This is a genomic window from Streptomyces sp. NPDC001832 (assembly GCF_040297265.1).
Classification (GTDB): Bacteria; Actinomycetota; Actinomycetes; order Streptomycetales; family Streptomycetaceae; genus Streptomyces.
Genome location: NZ_JBEOYU010000013.1, coordinates 38,600 through 57,967 on the forward strand (window position 1 = coordinate 38,600; position 19,368 = coordinate 57,967).

A 19,368-nucleotide genomic window follows, 5' to 3' on the forward strand; every position below is an offset into this window, starting at 1 on the left:
ACTGTGTCGCGGGCTGTGCTTCCAGCGCGTCCCCGAGGGCGGCTCGATCAGCCGCCGGACGCTGCTGGCGTGCGCCGGCTGTACAGGCTGATAACACCGGCCGGAGGTCCCCAGACTGGAACCCCGGCCCGATTCCGGCGGGCCGGGGTTCTGCGTCAGGCGGGTGACTCGGTCACCAGCTCAGTGGTGTTTGATTACCGGCCATCGTGATGATGCCCGATCACCGGTCTCAGTAGTCGCCGCCCTCCTCGAAGCCGCCCTCCTCGAAGCCGCCCTCCTCGAAGCCGCCCTTCTCGAAGCCGCCGTGGTGACTACGGATCACTCGGAAGCTGCCCACGACTCCGTGGTGAACCTTCACGCCGCCCTTGACGCGGCCCGGACGAACGCCGTCGCTGGAGCTCCAGGGTCCGACAGTGGCCAACGGAGCGCCGTTGTCGCAGGTCGCCCCGCGGAAGACCTCGACGGTCTTGTGGCTGTCGTTGCGGATGTTGAGGCTCTTGGAACCGAGACCGCTGACCACCGTGATGCAGCCGTCCGCTACCGCGGGGTAGGTGCGCTCGTTGATGTGGACACGGCCCAGGAAGTGGCGCCGCTCGCCGCGACGCTCGTCGTTGCCGCCCTTGCCGTATCCACCCTCGTCGTTTCCGCCCTTGCCATATCCGCCCTCGTCGTTGCCGCCCTCGTCGTTGCCGCCCTCGTCGTTGCCACCCTTGCCGTAGCCGCCGTTGTCGTTGCCGCCCTTGTCCTCGTTGCCGCCGTTGTCGTTGCCGCCCTTGTCCTCGTTGCCGCCCTTGTCCTCGTTGCCCCCGCCCTCGTTGCCCCCGCCGGCCTCGCCGTTGAGTGCCGAAACGGGGGCGGTGGCCTGCTGGACGACCGGGGCTGCCTGGGCCGGCTCGGAGGAGGCGGCCGAGGCGTAGGTGATGCCGGTGGCGGCCAGTGCCGCGGCGGCCGCGAGTGCGGCGGTAACGACGGTGGAACGCGTAACCATGTCACTTCTCCTGTCTCAGAGAGGCCGGCTGAGCAGCTGGCCCGTGATTGAACGTACTGACGGCCCCCATAGCTGTCATATCGGACGCGTTGGAAGGATGGCGCCGGGACGCCGATCGGGGTACACAAGCCACCCGTATGCCATTTTCAGACAATCTGAAAAGACGTCATATCGCCCAAAAGTAATTACCAGTTGATGCGTCGTTAGCCCGTCCAGGCGACTTACTGATGCCTTCTCACCCTTGGTGACAGCGTGTCGTCGTTGACACGACCCGGGTAGGGCCGACTCGCGGGCTGGACCGGCTCGCAGATGACGCGCCGTCGAACGCCTCCAGCAGCCAGTCCGTCCCCGCCCGCGGCTCGCTGTCGGCGGCCACGTAGAGGGCAGCAAGCAGTCGGCCGTTCCTCTCCTTACGGATGACCCCGACTCCTTACGGATGATCCCGACCGCGCAGCTGACTCCGAGGCCCCGGACGACTCCGCCCATCGGGTGGCTGGCCGGATATGGATGCGATGCAGCACCCTGAAGTCGTGTCGCCGTCAACCGGCGCGGCGCCGGTGCTCGGCTATGGCTCGCCGCGCCGTGCCGGCTGCGCGTCGGCGGCTTCGGCGGCGCTGAGCCGAGAATGCAGGCGTGTCTACTCCTACTCTCCTCACCGGACGCGATCCACGGAGCGAATCGGCCCTGCTGCTCCTGTCGGCTGCTTCCGGGGCTGCCGACGCGTTCGTCTTCATCTGTGTCGGTCAGGTCTTCGCCGGGGTGATGACCGGGAATCTGGTGCTGCTGGGCGCTTCCGCCGCCGGTGTCGGGGAGCACGGGGTGGCCCTGCGCGTGATCAACGCGCTCGTTTCGTACAGCTTCGGGGTCATGTGCTGTGCATGGATGAGCGAGCGGCTACGGTGGCCTCTGCCGGTGATGCTGCTGATCGAGGTGGCACTGCTGGCGACGGGGGCTGTGCTGTGGGCGCTGGACCTGATCACCTCCGACGGGGACCGGCTGGGCCTGCTGGTACTCATTGCCGTGGCCATGGGAATTCAGGGCCGTATCCGCGCGACGCCCACCAATTACTTCACAGGCACGCTCACGTCTCTCGTCAGCCGCGTGACGCTGAGGTCGCGGGATCAGGGGGACAGCTGGGTGGCAGGCCGACTGATCGCAGTCGTGGCAGGGGCGGCAGTGACCGCGCTGTCGGTACGCTTCTGGCCCGGCGCCGCAGCTATGGCGGCCGTGGTGCCTGCAGCGGGTGCGCTGTTGGTCGAGTCGGTACCCAGGCGGACCTCCCGGGGCTGACCGGGCCCACCCCGTCCGGCCTTGGCAAGGCCGATACGGAACTCCGTCCAGATAGTCATCGCGTCGACGGTGCCGGACAGATTCCGGCTGACACGCATGGGTCAGGGGAAGCCCCGGCCGGATCGGGGGAATCCAGCCGGGGCGGCTCAGGGTGTGGGCGCGCGTGTGCGGCATCCACATAGAGGTGAACGACAAACCGTCGCACCCCGTTCCTGGGAATCCCCATCCCGGACTGTGATCCGCGGCACGGTATCGGGTCTTCCGGTGGTACTGATCAACTTCCGACATGTACCTGACTGCCGTAGCGCCGGTTGAACTGGTTCGATGCGGCCGGCCGCGTCCAGCACCCGCTGGTCCCGGTGCAGAACGAGTGGCTCGACGACAAGATCTAAATGGGTATCGTTTTCGTTCTGATGCGGAAAGCGAGAGGGTCCGGCCGTCACATACTCCCCTTTCCGGCCGGGCGGGCAGTTCGGGGAACAGTGCACGCGGGCGCTCAACCGTCTGCGCGCGCCCGGCTATTTGCTTCAACGTCCGTCGAGAGTAAGGCTGTTCGACGGACCGGCTGACCCGCACAGCCTGTGGCATATGCCGGAAGCAAGGGCACATCGAGTGTTGCCAATTCCCTTACGGGGTCCCGCAGCCTATGCAACAGTCTCTACGGTCCACCTTTCAGACCTGGTCGTGCCGCGCCTGTAACGGAGTACGAGATGCCGTCCCATCTGTCCGCGGACCGCCCCGCCCCACAGCCATCCGAGCGCGATGCCGTCGATGCGTTGATCAACCGAACCCGTCGGCTGCGCGGCGACGTGGATGCCGTGCGGCGGGACGCGGTGCTGATCGACGAGGAAGACTCTCAGATGCGCTGGCAGCGCGCGCTCTGTGAACTGGCGGTCCATCATCTCGACGATCTCGGCGCACAGCTGGGACAGCTCCGGGAATGCCTTGCGCCGGAGACCTCAAAACAGCCCACGGGGACTTCGACGCAGGACGCCGCGGAGGAGACCTTCGACGAGCCGCGGCCCGATTCGCTGATCGGCCGGGTGGGCAGCGCCGAGTGGAATCTGCTGACCGACGAGGTCACCTGGTCCGAAGAGCTGTTCCAGATTTTCGGCAGGTCTCCCGACGCAGGGCCTCTATCGCTGGACGACCTCTTCTCCATGCTCCTCCCCGAGGACCAGCCCCTGCTCACCGCTCTGGTGACGGACTGCCTGGTCGACGGTAAGCCGATAGACGGGGAATTCCGCATCCTGCGGGCCGACAGCCGGATGCGCACACTCCACATGATGGGCGAGCCTGTCCTCGACGCGAACGGGTGCACAGCCTCCATGTGGGCGGTTCTGCGCGATGTAAGCGAACTGCGGCGCAGTCAACAAGTGGTGCGCACGACTCATGACTCGGTGCAGCGCCGACAGCACATGGCACGGACCGAGCACCGGATGGCGGTCGAGCTTCAGGAGGCCGTGCTTCCGCCGTGGCGGGGCTCGCTGCGGCTTCCTTCGCTGGGAGAGGGCACTCTGGACATCGCGGCCCACTACCTTCCATCGGAGTCGAGTTCCCTGATCGGCGGTGACTGGTACGACGCGCTCGAACTGCCGGGCGGCAGGACCGTCCTCACGGTCGGCGATCTGACCGGCCATGGCATCCAAGCCACCTCGGCCATGGCGATGCTGCTGGGCGCGCTGCGTGGAATGGCCGTGGCCGGCATCGAGCCCGGGGCCCTGATGGGGCATCTCAATCAGTTACTGGAATCCTCCGTCCAGCCTGCTCTCGGCAGTGCGGTGTGCTGCCGATTCGATCCGGCCACCAGCACCCTCGCCTGGTCACAGGCGGGGCACCCCGCACCGCTACTTTTCCGCAACGGAGAGGGGCGCCCACTGACGCCACCGGACGGCGTTCTGCTCGGCGCGGCTTCGGGAGTCGCGTACGAGCAGGACGAAGTACACCTGCTGCCCGGTGATGTGCTGGTACTGCATACCAACGGGCTGAACCGTCACAGCGACCGGGTTGCGAGCCCGGACGCGCTGCTCGCTCTCGCACCGCACTTCACTCAGGCCCGTACGGCACAGGAGTGCGTACGGATGGTCGTCACGGAGTTCGGTGGCACCGAGCGTCTGGACGACGCGTGCGTGCTGATCGCCCGCATCGGAGCGTAGGGTACAGCGACACGTGCGCAGGCAGGTCGGGGCGGCGCTCTCATTGCGGCGACCGCCTGTCAGATCTCCGGCGAGCGCCTTGGCTGCTTGATGATGGAGCTGTGAGGCAGGGAGAGCTTGATCTCCTCGCGCAGGTCCTCGATCTTCGCGTAGCCCGCGAACTGGCCCGTCAGCCGGTACATCTCGCGCAGCCGGTCCCACGTGCGGTGCGAGGATGTCTCCCCCATCGTCACCAGAGCGAGCCGCGCATAGCGGTCGGCCTGCTCGGGATCGTCGGCGATGAAGCATGCCGAGGCGAGTGAGATGTAGTCGAAAATCTTGGAGCGCTGGCGTCCGTTGGGCCGTAGCTCCAGTGCCTGCTTGGCGTGGCGCTGAGCCACGATCGCCACCGACGGGTCGTGTTCGGCGAGCGTACGGAACGCCAGAGCCTGCATTCCGTGCAGATCCGCCTCGTCGAACAGCTGCATCCAACTGGGCGGCGGCACATCGCTCTTGTCCGATACGAAGAGCTCCTCGGCCTTGCCGAGGGTGCGGCGCATGGCCTGGCCGCGGCCCATGGCCGCCTGCGCCCAGGCCTCGATGGTGTGCAGCATGGCCTGGGTTCGCGGCAGCACCATGTCTCCGGAGCCGGACTTGGCGAGCTTCATCAGGTCCAGCGCGTCGTCGGGACGACCGAGGTGGATCATCTGACGGGCCGCCCTGGAGAGCGCCTCGCCCGCGCGCGGGCGGTCGCCGCCCTCCCGCGCCGCATGGGCGGCGATGACGAAGTACTTCTGGGCGGTTGGTTCGAGACCGATGTCGTGGGACATCCATCCCGCGAGTACGGCGAGGTTGGCCGCGACGCCCCAGAGGCGCCGCTGCAGATGTTCGGGGTGGCGGAAGGCGAGCATGCCGCCCACCTCGTTGAGCTGGCCCACCACGGCCTTGCGCTGGAGTCCGCCACCCCGGGACGCATCCCAGGCGCGGAACACCTCGACGGACCGTTCGAGCGCCTCGATCTCCTCCGACCCGATGGGCGCGGCCTCGTACCGGTCGAAACCGGCTGGGTCCGCGTGCAGCGGGTTGTCGGTCCTTGGGGCGTCGGCCGCCAGCACGGGGTCGGTGTGCAACCAGTCGTGCATGGGGCCGGCGATGGTCGATCCTGCGGCGAGCGCGGCGCCCGCGCTCACCAAGCCGCGTCGGTTGAGCATGAGGTCCATTCCCGTGAATTCGGTGAGGACCGCTGCCGTCCGCTCGGGCGCCCACGGCAGTTCGTCGGGATCGTGCTGCTTCCCGACCTCCCGCTGTTTCCCCGCACGCCCGCGTCGGCCGAACCCGAGGTCCTCGATGGTCACGACACGACCGAGCCGCTCGGTGAACAGGGCAGCCAGCACTTTGGGCACGGGATCGCGGGGGGACTCCCCCTTGTCGATCCAACGCCTCACCCGCGAGGTGTCGGTGGCCAGCCGCGGGTGGCCCATGGCCACCGCCTGCCGGTTCACCATTCTCGCGAGTTCGCCCTTGGACCAGCCGGCAAGGCCGAACAGGTCGGACAGGCGGGTGTTGGGTTCTCCGGTCACTTCAAGCCCCCAGGTTCTCGGCTGTGTTGACAGTAACCCCCTGTCAGATGCCTTGCGACTATTCGCCAGGGTTCGCCAGGGTGCGCCAGATGGTCTGCCACCCGCGCTCCGGTGTCAGGTAGGAATGCGCCACCCCGCCCGGCAGCCCTAGGTACTCCCCAGGGTGCCGAACGGCCGCCGGCCGGGGCGGTGCACGCAACTTGTCGGCGCGCGAAGGGATCTGTCTCGCCCATGTACACAGCATCGTCCTCCGTGACCGCCCCGCCCCGGCCGCTTCGTCCCCTGGGGGCGGGCGGCGGGCCGTACCTCGCACCGCTTGCCGCTACGCCGGCACCCGGCACGATTCGGCCGCGGCGGCCGGCAGGGCTGGGTGGCTCCCCGCTCAGCGGGCGGCTGGACCTGTCCGGCCCACAGGGCGCTCAGCTGAGGATGGCGATCGCCTCGGTGCACCGGATCTGCCCGGAGTTCAATCCGGTGCAGGTGCTGCGCCGAAGCGGCCGTTCGGTGCTCCTGGTCGGCTCCACCGGTCGCACCGCTGCGGTCGCCAAGTGTTTACTGGACCACTCCCCCGCATGGTCGGAGCGGTTCTGTCACGAAATAGACGCATATCGCGCGTTCGTCCGGCACCGCCCACCAGTACGGGTGCCTCGGCTCATCGCGGCCGACCCGGAGAACTGCACTCTTGTGATCGAGCGGATGCCGGGCCGGGTCGCGGCGTTGACCCGGCACCCGTCGGAGGCACCGCCGCGTGCGGACGTGCGGGCCACGCTCGGCGCGATCAGCCGGATCAATGCCTGGCGACCGGCTCCGGGGCTCTTCGACGCGCCGCTGGACTACGCTTCGCGAATCGCCCGTTACCACGAGCTGGGGCTGTTCACCGACCGTGATCTGGGCGATCTGCAGACGCTGCTGCACGGTCTGGCATATGCGGGCAGCCGTCAGGGCATGGGGCAGTTCTGTCACGGTGACGCACTGCTCTCCAACATTCTGCTGTCGCCGACGGGTCCGGTGCTGGTGGACTGGGAACATGCGGGGTGGTATCTGCCGGGCTACGACCTGGCGACGCTCTGGGCAGTCCTGGGCGCCGCACCGGCGGTGCGGCGCCAGATCAGCCAGCTGGCGCAGTCCGCGGGGCCTGCGGCGCGGGATGCGTTCCTGGTGAACCTGATGCTGGTGCTGACGCGGGAGATCCGTACGTGCGAGACGGCGGTCCAGCGGGCCATGCGGGAGCCGGTGCCCCCGGGTGCCGGTCAGGACCAGCCGGGCTCGCTCTCGTCGAGCGAGGAGCTGCGGCTGCTGCTGCGTCGGCTGCACGACGACTGCGCGATGGCGCGCCGGGCCGTGCGTGCCGCGGTCGGCACTCGATGACCCTGCCCTGGGGACGCGCGCTGCGGGTCCGGTGCCGACACACCGGGCCCGCAGCGCTGTTGTGTTGTTTCCTCCGGCCCGTGGGCGGTCGGTCAGGGGCTCTTGAAGTCGACTGCGTCCACGTCGAACGAATTGTTCTGCGGGGACGTGAAGACGAGATACAGCTTGTGGGTGCCCTTCAGTTCCTGGACGTGCACGGCCGGGGTTGCCTGATAGTTGTCCCAGTCACCTGTGTTGGGGACCGGGGTGGTGGAGAGCAGCGGACCGTCGGGGGCGTCCGCACGCAGTTCGATCGCGCCGACCCCGTACGGTGAGGACAGCTGGTAGCTGACCGTGCCGATGCCTTCGACGCTCATCGGGTCGAAGGCGACCCAGTCGCCGTTGGAGACGTCCCCGATCCGTTTGCCGTTCTCGGCGCCCTCCTGGGCGATGATCCTGGTGCCGGACTGGGCATCGTAGTACTCGGCCTGCTTGTGCTTCGGCTGGAGCACGGCGCGACCGTAGCCGGTGAGGGCGGATACACCGTCGCCGCCCTTGTCGGTGTACTTGGCGTTGAGTACGTAGGTGAGGTCCGCGCCTTCGGGGTGGCCGCCCAGGTCTCCGGTGTCCACGGTGCCTTCACAGCCGGGGATGTCGGTGGTGGGGTGTTCGTGGTCGTCGTGTCCCAGTGCCGGGTTGACGGTGACCTTGGAGCAGTCGACCGGGCCGTCCTCGGGATCGGTGACCGTGACCTTGTACGGGATCTTGTCGCCGAACTCGATGAGTTTGCCGCTGACCGGGAAGTCGATGGTCACCTTTGGTGCGGTGTTGCCGGCGGTGACGGGGATGTTGGCGTAACCGGACTTGCCTGTGGAGTCGGTGACCTTGAGCTGGGCGGCGAAGTCGCCCTTGACCGTGTAGGTGTGGCTGGGGTTCGTGTCGGTGGAGTCGTAGGTACCGTCGCCGTCGAAGTCCCAGGCATAGCTGAGCGTGTCGCCGTCGGGGTCGTTGCTGCCCTCGCTGGAGAAGTCGACCTTCAGCGGTACGGGGCCGTCGGTGGCGGAGGCGGCGGCCTTGGCGACCGGCGCGCGCTGTCCCTGTGCGTAGTCGATGCGGTAGAGCCCGGAGTCGTTGTTGCCGCCGCCGAAGGAACTGCCCCATTCAAGGACGTAGAGCGAGCCGTCGGGGCCGAACGTCATGTCCATCGGCTTGTTGAACTTCTGGGAGGACAGGAAGTCATTGATCTTCAGGACTTTCTGGTCCTTGTCGAAGCGGACTTCCTTGACGAAATTGCGCGACCACTCGTAGAAGAAGCTGGCGCCCTCGAAGTAGGCGGGGAACTTCGTGGTGGACGGGTTCTTCTTGTCGTAGTGGTAGACGGGGCCGCTCATCGGGGCCGAACCGCCGCTGCCGACCTCGGGAAATTCCTTGGAATTGCCGTAGCCGTACCAGATCTCCGGCTGCTGGATCGGCGGGAGTTCGGTCAGACCGGTGTTGTTGGGTGAGGGGTTGACCGGGTTGGCGCAGTCGAACTTGGGGCCGACTTCCTTGGTGTCCGGGTTGTAGGGGGCGTAGGCCTGGTTGTTGCCGTGACAGAACGGCCAGCCGAAGTTGCCGGCCTTCTTGATGACGTCGTACTCGACGAGGCCTTCGGGCCCGCGGTCGGTGGTCGGCAGTCCGCGGTCGGGGCCGTAGTCGGAGGCGTGGACGTAGCCGGTCTTGGGGTCGACGGTGAAGCGGAACGGATTGCGGAAGCCCATCGCATAGATTTCGGGGCGGGTCTTGGGCGTTCCGGGGGCGAAGAGATTGCCGTTGGGGATGGTGTAGCCGCCGGAGTCCTTCGGCTTGATGCGCAGGATCTTGCCGCGCAGGTCGTTGGTATTGCCCGCGGTGCGGGCGGCGTCCAGCATCTGCTTGCCCTCGCGCCAGTCGAGCGGGGCATAACCCTGCCAGTTCGGGTCGAGGTTGGGCGGAGTGTCGTCGCCGACGCCGAGGTAGAGCGTGCGGTCGGGGCCGAACTCGACGGCGCCTCCGGTGTGTCCGGGTTCCGGGAAGGTGCGGTCGCGGTAGGCGGGGACGTCGATGAGCTTCTTCTCGCTGGTGAGTTCGAGAGTGTTGCCCTTGACCGTGAAGCGGGAGAGCCGGTTGACGTCCTCGGTGGCGTCTGCGGGGGCGTAGTAGAGGTAGATCCAGTGGTTCTTCTTGAAGTCCGGGTCGAGTTCCATGCCGACCAGGCCGTCCTCGCCGCCGGTGTAGACGTCGAGCTTCCCGGCGGTGGTGGTGGCGTGGGCCGCAGGGTCGTAGATGTTCACCTCGCCGCTGCGCTGGATGTAGAAAACACGGCCGTCCTTGGCGACATCGAGTTCCATCGGGTCGGCGGTGTTGTCGTCGAGAGCGACCTTCTCGTAGCCGCTCCAGACGGTGCCGCCGCAGTCGCCGGGCTTGTTGCCCGCGGCCCACTTCACGCCGCCGATGACATGCGTACGGAAGGCGGCTTCGGTGTACGAGGCCGTGTCGTGGCCCATGGCGGTTGCCCAGACCCTGCCGCCCTCGGTGTTGCGGCACCAGGAGATGGGATGGTCGGCGCCCATGGCGGATCCGCCGGGGTTGTACGTGGTTTCGTCGGCGGTGACCAGGACATGGACGTCACCGCGGGGGTTCTTGTCGAAGTTGTACCACTCCTCGGGGCGCTCCCAGCGTTCGGGGAGTCCTGCGGTGGAGGGGTGGACGCGGTCGGCGACCTTGGCGGTGCCCTGAAGGACTCCGGGTGAGTGGGCGGGCATGTGAACGCCGCCGTTGATGGCCTCGTCCCACCAGGGGAAGGTGTCCTCGATCCCCATGTCGAGGGTGTTGTGGATGGCGACGACGCCACCGCCGTTGCGTATGTACGTCTGCATCGCTTCGCGCTGGGCGTCGGTGTCCCAGACCATGCCCGAGTTCTGCAGCATGACGATGACGTCGAAGTCCTTGAGCGACGCGCCGTCGAAGACGGCGGGGTCGGCGGTCTCGACGAGTTCGAAGTTGTTGGCGGCCGCCTCCTCCTTGAACATCTGGATGCCGGCGGGGATGGAGCCGTGCACGTAGCCGACGGCGCGGGTGAAGAGCAGGGCGCGGAAGTCGGGGGCCTTGCCGGTGGTGGCTGCGGTCGCAGGCAGCGCGGTCAGCGCGAGAAGCAGTGCGCTCACCAAGGCGATGAACGCATGCCGCATGTCGCGAGCATGACAGTGCCATCGTTGACGGGTCACGAGCGGGTCCTCTCTGCGGGTCGTGGACGAGCGCGGGCAGGGGGTGGCGTTCAGGGCGCTCCGAGGACGCGGCGCAAAAAGGCCAGGCCGTCGGTCGCGATGGTGTCCTGGGTATCGGCGAGCGGCCGCCAGACGGAAGCAGCGACCGCGATGGCGTCGTTGTGCGCGGTGAACGACTCGATGCAGAGCGGACCGCGGTAGCCGCTCGTGGTGAGTGCGGTGAGGAAGCCGGGCCAGTCGAGGGAGTCGGCGCCGGGGGTGCCACGGTCGTTGGCGCACACCTGGACATGGACGATGCGGCCGGCAGCACGGCCTACGGCGTCGGGCAGGGAGCGTTCCTCGATGTTCTGGTGGTATACGTCGAGCGCGAGGCCAATGGTGTCCTCGGGTAGCCCGGTCAGTGCCGCGAGGGTCTGATCGACGGTGTTGAGCAGGCTCGTCTCGTACCGGTTGAGGGGCTCCACGGCGATGCGCACACCGGCGGCGCGTGCGTGATCGACGACCGGGGCGAGGTTCTCCTGTAACTCGGCGTACGCCGCGGTGCGTTCGATGCGGTCCATTCGCCAGGTGCGACCGACCGCCGTGTACACGGGTCCGGCGACGGTGGGGGCGTTCAGAGCCTGGGCTGCGTCGATACAGCGACGCAAGTAGTCCTGGGTGACCCGGACGGTCTGCGGATCGGTGCGGACAAGGTTACGGTCGGGCGGCATGACGGCGATCACGGCGGCGGCTGCGAGACCCGATGCGTCGAGGAGTTTGCTGACCGATGCGGGCGCCCAGTCCCGTTCGTTCTCCAGCGGGATCTCGACGCAGTCGAAGCCCCACGCGGACAGACGCGGCAGAACGTCACCGAGCGCTTCGTACGTCACCGGCGAGTGCCAGATCCACGGGTTCGCGCCGAGCGGGAACACGGAGGCACTCACTGCTCGCCTCCCCACTTCTCCGGGAAGCCGGGGAGGTTCTCGCAGCCGCACATCGCGTAGTGCAGTGGCGGCATGCCGGGCTTGAGGTACTGGTCGAGGGTGTCCTGGGTGATGGTTGGCTGCGGAAGCTTCCACTCCTTCGGTACCTGCTCCCCCTTGAGGATCTTCAGCGCGGCGATGACGGGCGTACGCCACTGGAAGGTGGGATACGACGGGGCGATCGCGGTGAGCTTCTTCTCCTTCCACACCTGGAGGAAATCCTGCTGGTCCTCGCCGGTGATCGGCGGCACGTCCTTACCGGCGTCCTCGAAGGCTTCGACAGCGGCGACGGAGGTCGCGCCGGAGTCCATCCAGACACCGTCGATGTCGCCGTTGCGGGTGATCGCGTCGGTGACGATCGCCTTGGTCTTGGCCGGGTCGCCGTCGGTGAACTTCACGTCCACGACGTCGAGTCCGCTCTTGCCGAGCGCGACCTTCGCCGCCGCCCAGCGGGTCTCCAGCACATCGACGCCGGGGGAGATCCGCAGGGCGAGAATCTTCCCTTTGGGCTTCACCTTCTCGACCAGGAAGTCGGCGGCGACCGCGCCGTATCCGTAACCGCCGATCGGATTGATGAAGGTGACGGCGCAGTCCGTCTCGACACCCCGGTCGAAGACGATCACGGGCACCTTTCCGCAAGCTTGCTCGACGGCAGGGGTGAGCGTTGCCGTGGTGTTCGGAGAGACGATCAGGGCGTCGCAGCCCTGGCCGACGAGCTCCTGGATGTCGGAAATCTGTTTGTCGTCCTTGCCCTGCGCGTCGAGCACGGTGAAGTCGGTGATCTCCTTGTGGAGTCCGACCTCGGCCTGCATGTTCTTCAGGCCGACCTGGCGCCAGGGGTTGAAGACACCGGCGTTGGACAGGCAGAGGTGGATTCCACCCGAGCCCTTCTTCTTGTACTGCGTGGTGTCGATGAGCTGCGGCTGGAGCATCTGCTCCCATGGCTTGCCTGCGGGGCCTTGCGGGGTCTTAGCGGCGAGCGCGAGCTGGCGGTCGTATTCGGCCTGGTCGAAGAACTTCGACTGCTCGCCGGTACCCGCGTCGCCCGCGGCTCCGCTCGCTGCTCCGGCGGGCGCGTCGGGCGGCACATCGCTCGTGCAGCCGGCGAGCAGGGCCGCGCCCAGCAGAGCGGCGACGGGCACGAGGGCGTGTCTGATCTTTCGCGTACTCATGAGGATTGCGCTCCCGAGGGCTCGGTGCCGCGGCGGCGCAGCCGGGACCAGTCGGCTGCGCCGAGGGCGACGGCGGCGATGACGATGACGCCTTGGACGGTCGATTCAAGGGCACCTGAGACGCCCTGGAGATTGAGCAGCGTGAACAGCGTCTGCAGCGAGAAGGCTCCGGCCATCGCCGCGACGACGGAGCCGCGCCCGCCGCCGAGCACCACACCACCGAGGACGACGGCGGTGATCGCCTCGAACTCGTAGCCACGGCCGGCCTGCGCCGAGACTCCGGAGAAGCCGCCGACGAGTACAGCGGCAAGTGCGGCCGCGACACCGGAGAGGATGAACGCGATGGTGCGGACGCGGGCGACCCGGACTCCGGCCAGGCTCGCGGCGCGTTCGCTGTCGCCGGTGGCGAGAAGCGTACGGCCGAAGTCGGAACGCATCAGGCGTACGGCGAACAGGCCCGCAACGACGCACACCAGGACGGCCCAAGGCAGCCAGCCGAACGTGGTGCCGCGCCCCAGCCGGCGAAATTCCACGGGCAGCGCGCCGTGCGGGGAACCGCCGGTCCAGAAGAAGACGGCGCCTTCAAGGATCAGCATCATGCCGAGCGTGGTGATGAACGACGGCACGCGCAGAAGGGTGGTGATCAGTCCGCTGACGAGACCGGCAAGGGCTCCGGCCAGCAACAGGATCACGGTGACGAGCAGCCAGGGCGCGCCCGGGAACGAGCCGTACAGCTCGGCGGCGACGACCACCCCGGCAGTGACGATCGCCCCGACGGACAGGTCGAACTCTCCGCACACGATGACCAGATACTGACCTGCGGCGAGGATGACGAGAGGTGCGGCGCGCTTGATGAAGGAGAGGAAGCGGTCTGGTTCGTAGAAGCCCGGGTCGGTGAGGGCCAGCGCGGCGAGGAGACCGGCGAGCAGGATGTAGACGGGTGTGCCGGTGGTGAGGGCACTCAGGACGCGGCGGCCGACGGGTGCCTGTGCACTGGTCATGCGGTCCTCTCCTGCGAGGTGCGGCGGCCTCGTGCGTAGAGGGCGACGGCCGCGATGATGACGACGCCGCGGACGACGTTCTTGAAGAACGGGTCGACGGCGAGCTGGTTGAAGACACTGTCGAGCACGGCGAGGACCAGGACTCCGCCGAGGGTGCCCGCCACTCCCCCGCGGCCCCCGGCGAGTGCGGTGCCGCCGAGAACAACGGCGGCTATGGACTCCAAGTCGTAGCGGGCCTCTGTGCCGGCCCAGGGAGCTCCGGCGCCGAGCCGGGCGGCAAGGAAGAGGGCTGCGGCGCCGACACAGAGCGAGCACAGGACGTGAGCGGTGATGACGGTGCGTCGGGTGCGGACCCCGGAAAGCCGGGAGGCGTGCTCGTCACCGCCGGTTGCGTACATGTGGTGGCCGAGCCGGGTGCGCCGGGTGATGAGCCAGAGGCCGGCCGCGACCGCGAGAAGCAGGAAGAGGGAGACGGGGACCGGTCCCATCCGGTCGTAGCCGAGGTGCTGGAAGGAGGCGGGGACCTTGCCCGCGGGGCCGGTGTAGTTGTCCTCGATCCAGCCACGCAGGATGAAGGCGGTGCCGAGGGTGGCAATGAACGCGTTGACCTTGAGGGCGGTGACGATCAGTCCATTGGCCAGTCCGACCGCGGCACAGAGGGCGAGGACGGCGAGGACCGCCACGGGAACGCCGGCGCTCTCCATCGTTTCCGCGGCGACGAGGGTGCCGAGGCTGATGAGGTAGGCGACGGAGAGGTCGAGTGATCCGGTGAGAATGACGGCGGACTGGCCGACGGCGACGAGACCGAGGGCGACGCAGTTCTGCAGAATCGTCACCACGTTGGTGACGGTGAGGAAGTCCCCGCCGCGGGCGGCGACGACGATCCAGCCGAGCACGGTGACAGCCAGGGCAGCGAGCCAGACTCCGGCCACGGGGCCGGTGAGGCGCAGCTCGGCTGTCCGGGCCGGGCCGGTACGGTACCGGGTCTTCAGGTCGGGGCGGAGTGCAGTCATGAGGCTCCCTCCGGCGCACGGTCGCCACCAGTGGCGACACGCATGACGGCCTCTTCCGTTGCGCCGGCGGGAAGTTCGCCGGCGAGACGGCCTTCCGACATGACGACGATGCGGTCACTCATGCCGATCAGCTCGGGCAGCTCGGAGGAGATGATCAGTACGGCAAGGCCCTCGCGTGCCAGTTCCCGTACGAGGGTGTGGATGGCTGCCTTGGCACCGACGTCGACGCCGCGGGTCGGTTCGTCGAAGAGGAGCACTCGGGGTCGGGCAGCGAGCCATTTGGCGATGACGACCTTCTGCTGATTACCGCCGGACAGATACTGGACCTGCTGGCCCTCGCCGTGGGCCTGCAGGCGTACGCGATCCAGTAGCGCGGTCACCTCGCGGCCTGCGTGCGGTCTGCCGCGGGCGGGCACGGCCCGGGTCACGAGCAGCGCGTTGTCGGTGACAGACTGGCGCAGCGTGAGGCCCTCGGCCTTGCGGTCCTCGGTGACCAGGGCGATTCCGGCCCGGACGGCTTCCCGTGGGCGGGACGGGCGCAGTGGTCTTCCGTCGACCGTCATGGTGCCCGTGGTGAAGGGGGCTGCACCGAAGAGAGCGCGGGCGAGGGAGGTGCGACCGGAACCCTGGAGTCCGGCGACGCCGACGACCTCACCGGCCCGCAGGGTCAGATCGATGCCGGAGATCCGGGCGTTCCCGCCACCTCTGACGGTGAGCCTCTCCGCGCCCGCCTCGCCCGGGCCGGCGCGAGGTGGGTAGTAGGCGCCGAGTTCCCGCCCGACCATGGCGCGTACGACCGTGTCGGCATCGGTGTCGCGGGTGTCGAACGTGGCGACGCGGCGGCCGTCCTTGAGGACCGTGATCCGCTGCGAGAGATCGAAGACCTCGCGGAGCCGATGCGAGATGTAGAGGATGCCGAGCCCACGGGCAGTCAGGCGACGTATCAGGGCGGCCAGTTGATCGGCTTCTTGATCGGCGAGCGCGGCAGTGGGTTCGTCCATCACCAGGATCCGGACGTCGGAGGTGAGGGCCTTGACGATCTCCACGGTCTGCCGACGTGCGACCGAAAGCTCATGGACGGGGGTCCGCGGGGTGATACCGGTCTCGTCCATCTCGGCGAGGAGTTCGGCGGTACGCCGCTCCATGGCACGCCGGTCGACGAATCCGTACCGGGTCGGTTCACGGCCGAGGAAGACATTCTCGGCGACGGTGCGGTGCGGGAGCAGCGCGAACTCCTGGTGGATGATGCCGATCCCGGCGGCTTGGGCCTGCGCCGGATGGCTGAAGCAGTAGGCGGTTCCGTCGATGGTGAGGGTCCCCTCGTCGGGTGAGTGCTCACCCGCGAGGATCTTCATCAGCGTTGACTTTCCGGCGCCGTTCTCCCCCACCAGGCCATGCACTTCTCCGGCTTCGAGGTCAAGCCCCACCCCGTGGAGCACACGCACCCCAAGGAAGCTCTTGGACACACCGTGCATCGTCAGCATCGAACAGCTCCTCGCTCAGCGGCCTGCAGAGCAGAGTCGTGACACACCTTAGGACTGTCAAGAGCTCAAGCACGTTTGTTTTTACGCGACTTGGCACAGGCTTACGCCGATGACCGAACAGAGAATGTCTTGTGAGCAGCGAAAGTCGTCCTTAGGGTGACTGTCATGTCTTCGCCGTCGGATCGCACATCCGCTGCCGCCTCGCACTCGCCGGGCGAGGTGCTCGCACTGATCAGTTCAGGGGCGGTGGCGACCCGCGCCGATATTGCCCGGATCACCGGGATGGCCCGCTCGACGGTCTCCCAGCGGGTGGACGCGCTGATCGCACACGGTCTCGTGGACGAGGACGCCGACGGCGGTTCCACCGGCGGCCGCCCGCCGCGCCGGCTGGCGCTGCGCACCCGTGAACACGCGGTGGCCGGGGTGGATCTGGGAGCCTCGCACTGCAGGGTGGCGCTGATGGACATCGGCGGCGCCACCCTGGCGGTGCAGGAGGAACCCCTGTCGATCGGTGACGGACCGGACTTGGTGCTGCGGCACGTGGAGCGGACCGTGCGCACCCTGCTCGACGAGGCGCACCGGAAGCCGGAAACGCTGCGGTCCATCGGCGTCGGGGTACCGGGACCGGTGGAGTTCTCCACCGGGCGTCCTGTCGATCCGCCGATCATGCCGGGCTGGCACCAGTACCCGATCCCGGAGTTCTTCGCCGCCCGGTTCGGGGTTCGGGCACTCGTCGACAACGATGTGAACGTGATGGCGCTGGCCGAGCAGCGCCGCGCCTTCCCGGACTGCCGCTACCTGTTGTACCTCAAGGTCGGTACGGGGATCGGCTGCGGGATCGTCGCCGAGGGCCAACTGCACCGGGGTGCGCAGGGATGCGCCGGCGACATCGGGCATATCCGGGTCGCGGACCTCGACGATCCGTGTCGTTGCGGCAATTCGGGCTGCCTGGAGGCCGTCGCGGGCGGTGCGTCACTGGCGGCGAAACTGGTCGGTCTGGGACTGGACGCGACATCGGGCAGCGATGTGGTGCGACTGGTGCAGTCGGGGAACCGGGACGCCGTACGGATGGTGCGCGAGGCGGGGAGGGCGGTCGGCGAGGTCCTCGCCGGTCTGGTGAACTTCTTCAACCCGGACACGGTGGTGATGGGGGGCGCACTGGCCGCCGTCCACGACCAATTGCTCGCGGGGGTACGGGAGGCGGTCTATCGGCGCTCGCATCCGCTGGCCACGCAACTGCTGCGGATCGAGCCGAGCCGTACGGGTGAGAATGCGGCCGCGGTGGGGGCGGGCATCCTCGCGATCGAATACGCGCTCTCGCCCGCACAGGTGAACCGCCAGGTCGCGGGCTGACAGAGGCCGGGCAACCGGGGTCCGCGCCCGAAAGCCTCAAGTGTCCCTCCGTGTACGGATACCGAGCACGAAGGGACACGAGTCACGCGGTCACGCGGTCTCAGCGCGTCCGCACGATGTCCACGTCGGATGCCTTCACAAAGGCGACCCGGTGGCCGATCTGCACCGTCACGTACTTCTCCTTGCCGCGGAAGTACGCGTGGTCGAGCGGGTACGAGGCGTCGATCGTCGGCGCGTAGAAGAAGCCCGTGGGTGCCTCACCGCCGCCCGGGTAGGACTGACCGGCCTTGATGGTGTACTGGAGCGGCGAGCCCACCCGCTGGTCCGCGAAGTCCGCGGGGTACTCGGACTTCTCCGGGTACGCCACCCCGTACACCGGCACCTGTGTACGGCCCGCCTTCGGCTTGACCACGTAGCCGGAGGTGGGTGTGGTGGTCCGGGTGCGGGCCGGGGTCTGGAACCAGGCCTTCTGGCCGTACCACCAGATCGCCGTCCAGCCGGGGGCGTGGTCCGCGACGACAGCCTGCTGGGTGGCGCTGATCTTGCTGCCCCAGTCGGCGGCACAGTTCGTGCCGGGCGAGCCGTCGGTGTGCAGGCCGGGGTCGGAGAAGAGCGGTGCGTCGGTGGACGGTGCGGTGTGTAGCGGGACGGCGCTGGAGCCCTGGACCGGCAGGTCGACGCCCTTTTCACAGTCGCGGAACGCCTGCTGGTTCTTCTTGAAGTCCGGGTTGACGGTGATGAGTTCGCTGCTCCGGGGAGCGCTCGGCACGGTGGGCTTGCCGAGCAACGCCATGAAGTGGTTCCAGTCCCAGTACGTGCCCGGGTCCCAGTGCATGTTCTTGGTGCCGGACGCGCTGGTGGGCGGCACGCCGTCGTGGCCGATGATGTGCTGGCGGTCGAGCGGGATGTCGTACTTGGCGGCGAGGTAGCGCACCAGCTTGGCGGTCGAGCGGTACATCTCGGGGGTGTACCACTTGGCGCCCTCGACGGCGACGCCCTCCTGCTCGATGCCGATGGAGTGGCTGTTGACGTACCAGTTGCCCGCCTGCCAGGCGACGTCCTTGCCCTTGACCATCTGGGTGACATGGCCGTCGCCCGAGCGCACCACGTAGTGGGCGGAGGTCTGCTTCAGCGGGTTCTGGAAGATCCTCAGGGTGGTGTCGAAGTCTTCCTCTGTGTCATGCAGAACAATGAATCTGATCTTGTTGGTGTGCGGCCGGTCCGAGGTGTCGTAGTTCCCGTACGTCTCCTTGTCTGCCGGGGCACCCGTCTGCTGGTAGGCCGCCGGTACCCAGTCGCATTCGAGGCTTCGCGGGCATTCCGGCCGCACCCCATCCGCACCGGCCTGCGCCGCGGGGCTGAGCAGCGCCATGCTCAGCGCGCCGACCGTGGTCAACGCCAGTGCGAGTCCGGTTCTCTGCTTGGACGTCATGACAACCCTTCTTGGAGCTGTGCGTGATGGAGCCGTGCGTGATCCGATCTCACTGTTCCGCTGTGCGCGCACACTCTCTGACCTGAGATGACGGCACGTCAAGGGCTCAGTGGAGGTCATGAGTCGAGCCAGTGGACCAGACCACTGGCAGGGTGTCTGACCTGCGGCCGGAAAGAAGCAACTGGTTGCTGACGGCGCCTCGATACCGGGGATTCACGGAGCCGCCGGCTGGTCGGCGACATGCGCCCGTAGACCACGCACGACCACACTATTTGTGTGACTAATCCCGGATATGCGTGCTCCGAACGGACGAAGGGTAGTGCTCGCGCGGACACGACCGGTCCGTGCAACGTACGCACGGAGATC

13 protein-coding genes are annotated in these 19,368 nt (G+C 67.8%); 4 read left to right on the forward strand and 9 right to left on the reverse strand.

From position 1 onward, the window contains the following. Positions 1 to 229 precede the first annotated feature (229 nt). Positions 230 to 988, reverse strand: coding sequence for a hypothetical protein (locus ABT115_RS13345; protein WP_351787967.1), 759 nt, complete (start codon positions 986 to 988; stop codon positions 230 to 232). Between the two features lie 633 nt (positions 989 to 1,621). On the opposite strand from ABT115_RS13345, the gene ABT115_RS13350 reads away from it, so the two are divergent. Further along, positions 1,622 to 2,278, forward strand: coding sequence for a YoaK family protein (locus ABT115_RS13350; RefSeq protein ID WP_351787970.1), 657 nt, complete (start codon positions 1,622 to 1,624; stop codon positions 2,276 to 2,278). Positions 2,279 to 2,988: 710 nt separating this feature from the next. After that, positions 2,989 to 4,434: a PP2C family protein-serine/threonine phosphatase gene (locus tag ABT115_RS13355; protein ID WP_351787973.1), complete on the forward strand. Its 1,446-nt coding sequence runs from the start codon at positions 2,989 to 2,991 to the stop codon at positions 4,432 to 4,434. Between the two features lie 59 nt (positions 4,435 to 4,493). Here the strand turns inward: ABT115_RS13355 and ABT115_RS13360 are convergent, their stop codons facing one another. Further along, positions 4,494 to 5,993: a DNA-binding protein NsdB gene (locus ABT115_RS13360; protein ID WP_351787976.1), complete on the reverse strand. Its 1,500-nt coding sequence runs from the start codon at positions 5,991 to 5,993 to the stop codon at positions 4,494 to 4,496. A gap of 231 nt (positions 5,994 to 6,224) precedes the next feature. Between ABT115_RS13360 and ABT115_RS13365 the strand changes: the two genes are divergently transcribed. Beyond that, positions 6,225 to 7,361: an aminoglycoside phosphotransferase family protein gene (locus ABT115_RS13365; RefSeq protein WP_351787979.1), complete on the forward strand. Its 1,137-nt coding sequence runs from the start codon at positions 6,225 to 6,227 to the stop codon at positions 7,359 to 7,361. Positions 7,362 to 7,453: 92 nt separating this feature from the next. On the opposite strand, the gene ABT115_RS13370 is transcribed toward ABT115_RS13365, so the two are convergent. The 6 genes from ABT115_RS13370 to ABT115_RS13395 form a co-directional block, all read right to left on the reverse strand. Further along, on the reverse strand, positions 7,454 to 10,549 hold the full coding sequence (locus ABT115_RS13370) for a ThuA domain-containing protein (protein WP_351787982.1): 3,096 nt from the start codon (positions 10,547 to 10,549) through the stop codon (positions 7,454 to 7,456). An 86-nt stretch (positions 10,550 to 10,635) separates the two neighbouring features. After that, on the reverse strand, positions 10,636 to 11,508 hold the full coding sequence (locus ABT115_RS13375) for a sugar phosphate isomerase/epimerase family protein (protein WP_351787984.1): 873 nt from the start codon (positions 11,506 to 11,508) through the stop codon (positions 10,636 to 10,638). Further along, on the reverse strand, positions 11,505 to 12,719 hold the full coding sequence (locus ABT115_RS13380) for an ABC transporter substrate-binding protein (protein WP_351787987.1): 1,215 nt from the start codon (positions 12,717 to 12,719) through the stop codon (positions 11,505 to 11,507). Before ABT115_RS13380 ends, ABT115_RS13375 begins: the two co-directional genes overlap by 4 nt. Continuing rightward, positions 12,716 to 13,720, reverse strand: a complete 1,005-nt coding sequence (locus ABT115_RS13385; protein ID WP_351787990.1) for an ABC transporter permease — start codon at positions 13,718 to 13,720, stop codon at positions 12,716 to 12,718. Before ABT115_RS13385 ends, ABT115_RS13380 begins: the two co-directional genes overlap by 4 nt. Further along, on the reverse strand, positions 13,717 to 14,733 hold the full coding sequence (locus tag ABT115_RS13390; RefSeq protein WP_351787993.1) for an ABC transporter permease: 1,017 nt from the start codon (positions 14,731 to 14,733) through the stop codon (positions 13,717 to 13,719). The genes ABT115_RS13385 and ABT115_RS13390 overlap by 4 nt, the downstream gene beginning before the upstream one ends. After that, positions 14,730 to 16,217 (reverse strand): sugar ABC transporter ATP-binding protein, encoded by a 1,488-nt coding sequence (locus ABT115_RS13395; RefSeq protein WP_351787996.1) that lies wholly within the window; start codon positions 16,215 to 16,217, stop codon positions 14,730 to 14,732. Before ABT115_RS13395 ends, ABT115_RS13390 begins: the two co-directional genes overlap by 4 nt. A 165-nt stretch (positions 16,218 to 16,382) precedes the next feature. Here ABT115_RS13395 and ABT115_RS13400 point away from each other — a divergent pair, with 165 nt between their 5' ends. Next, a complete protein-coding gene (locus tag ABT115_RS13400) occupies positions 16,383 to 17,570 on the forward strand; it encodes an ROK family transcriptional regulator (protein WP_351787998.1) in 1,188 nt (395 codons plus the stop codon). A 100-nt stretch (positions 17,571 to 17,670) separates the two neighbouring features. Here ABT115_RS13400 and ABT115_RS13405 read toward each other — a convergent pair whose 3' ends face one another. After that, a complete protein-coding gene (locus ABT115_RS13405; protein WP_351788003.1) occupies positions 17,671 to 19,002 on the reverse strand; it encodes an N-acetylmuramoyl-L-alanine amidase in 1,332 nt (443 codons plus the stop codon). Positions 19,003 to 19,368 lie beyond the last annotated feature (366 nt).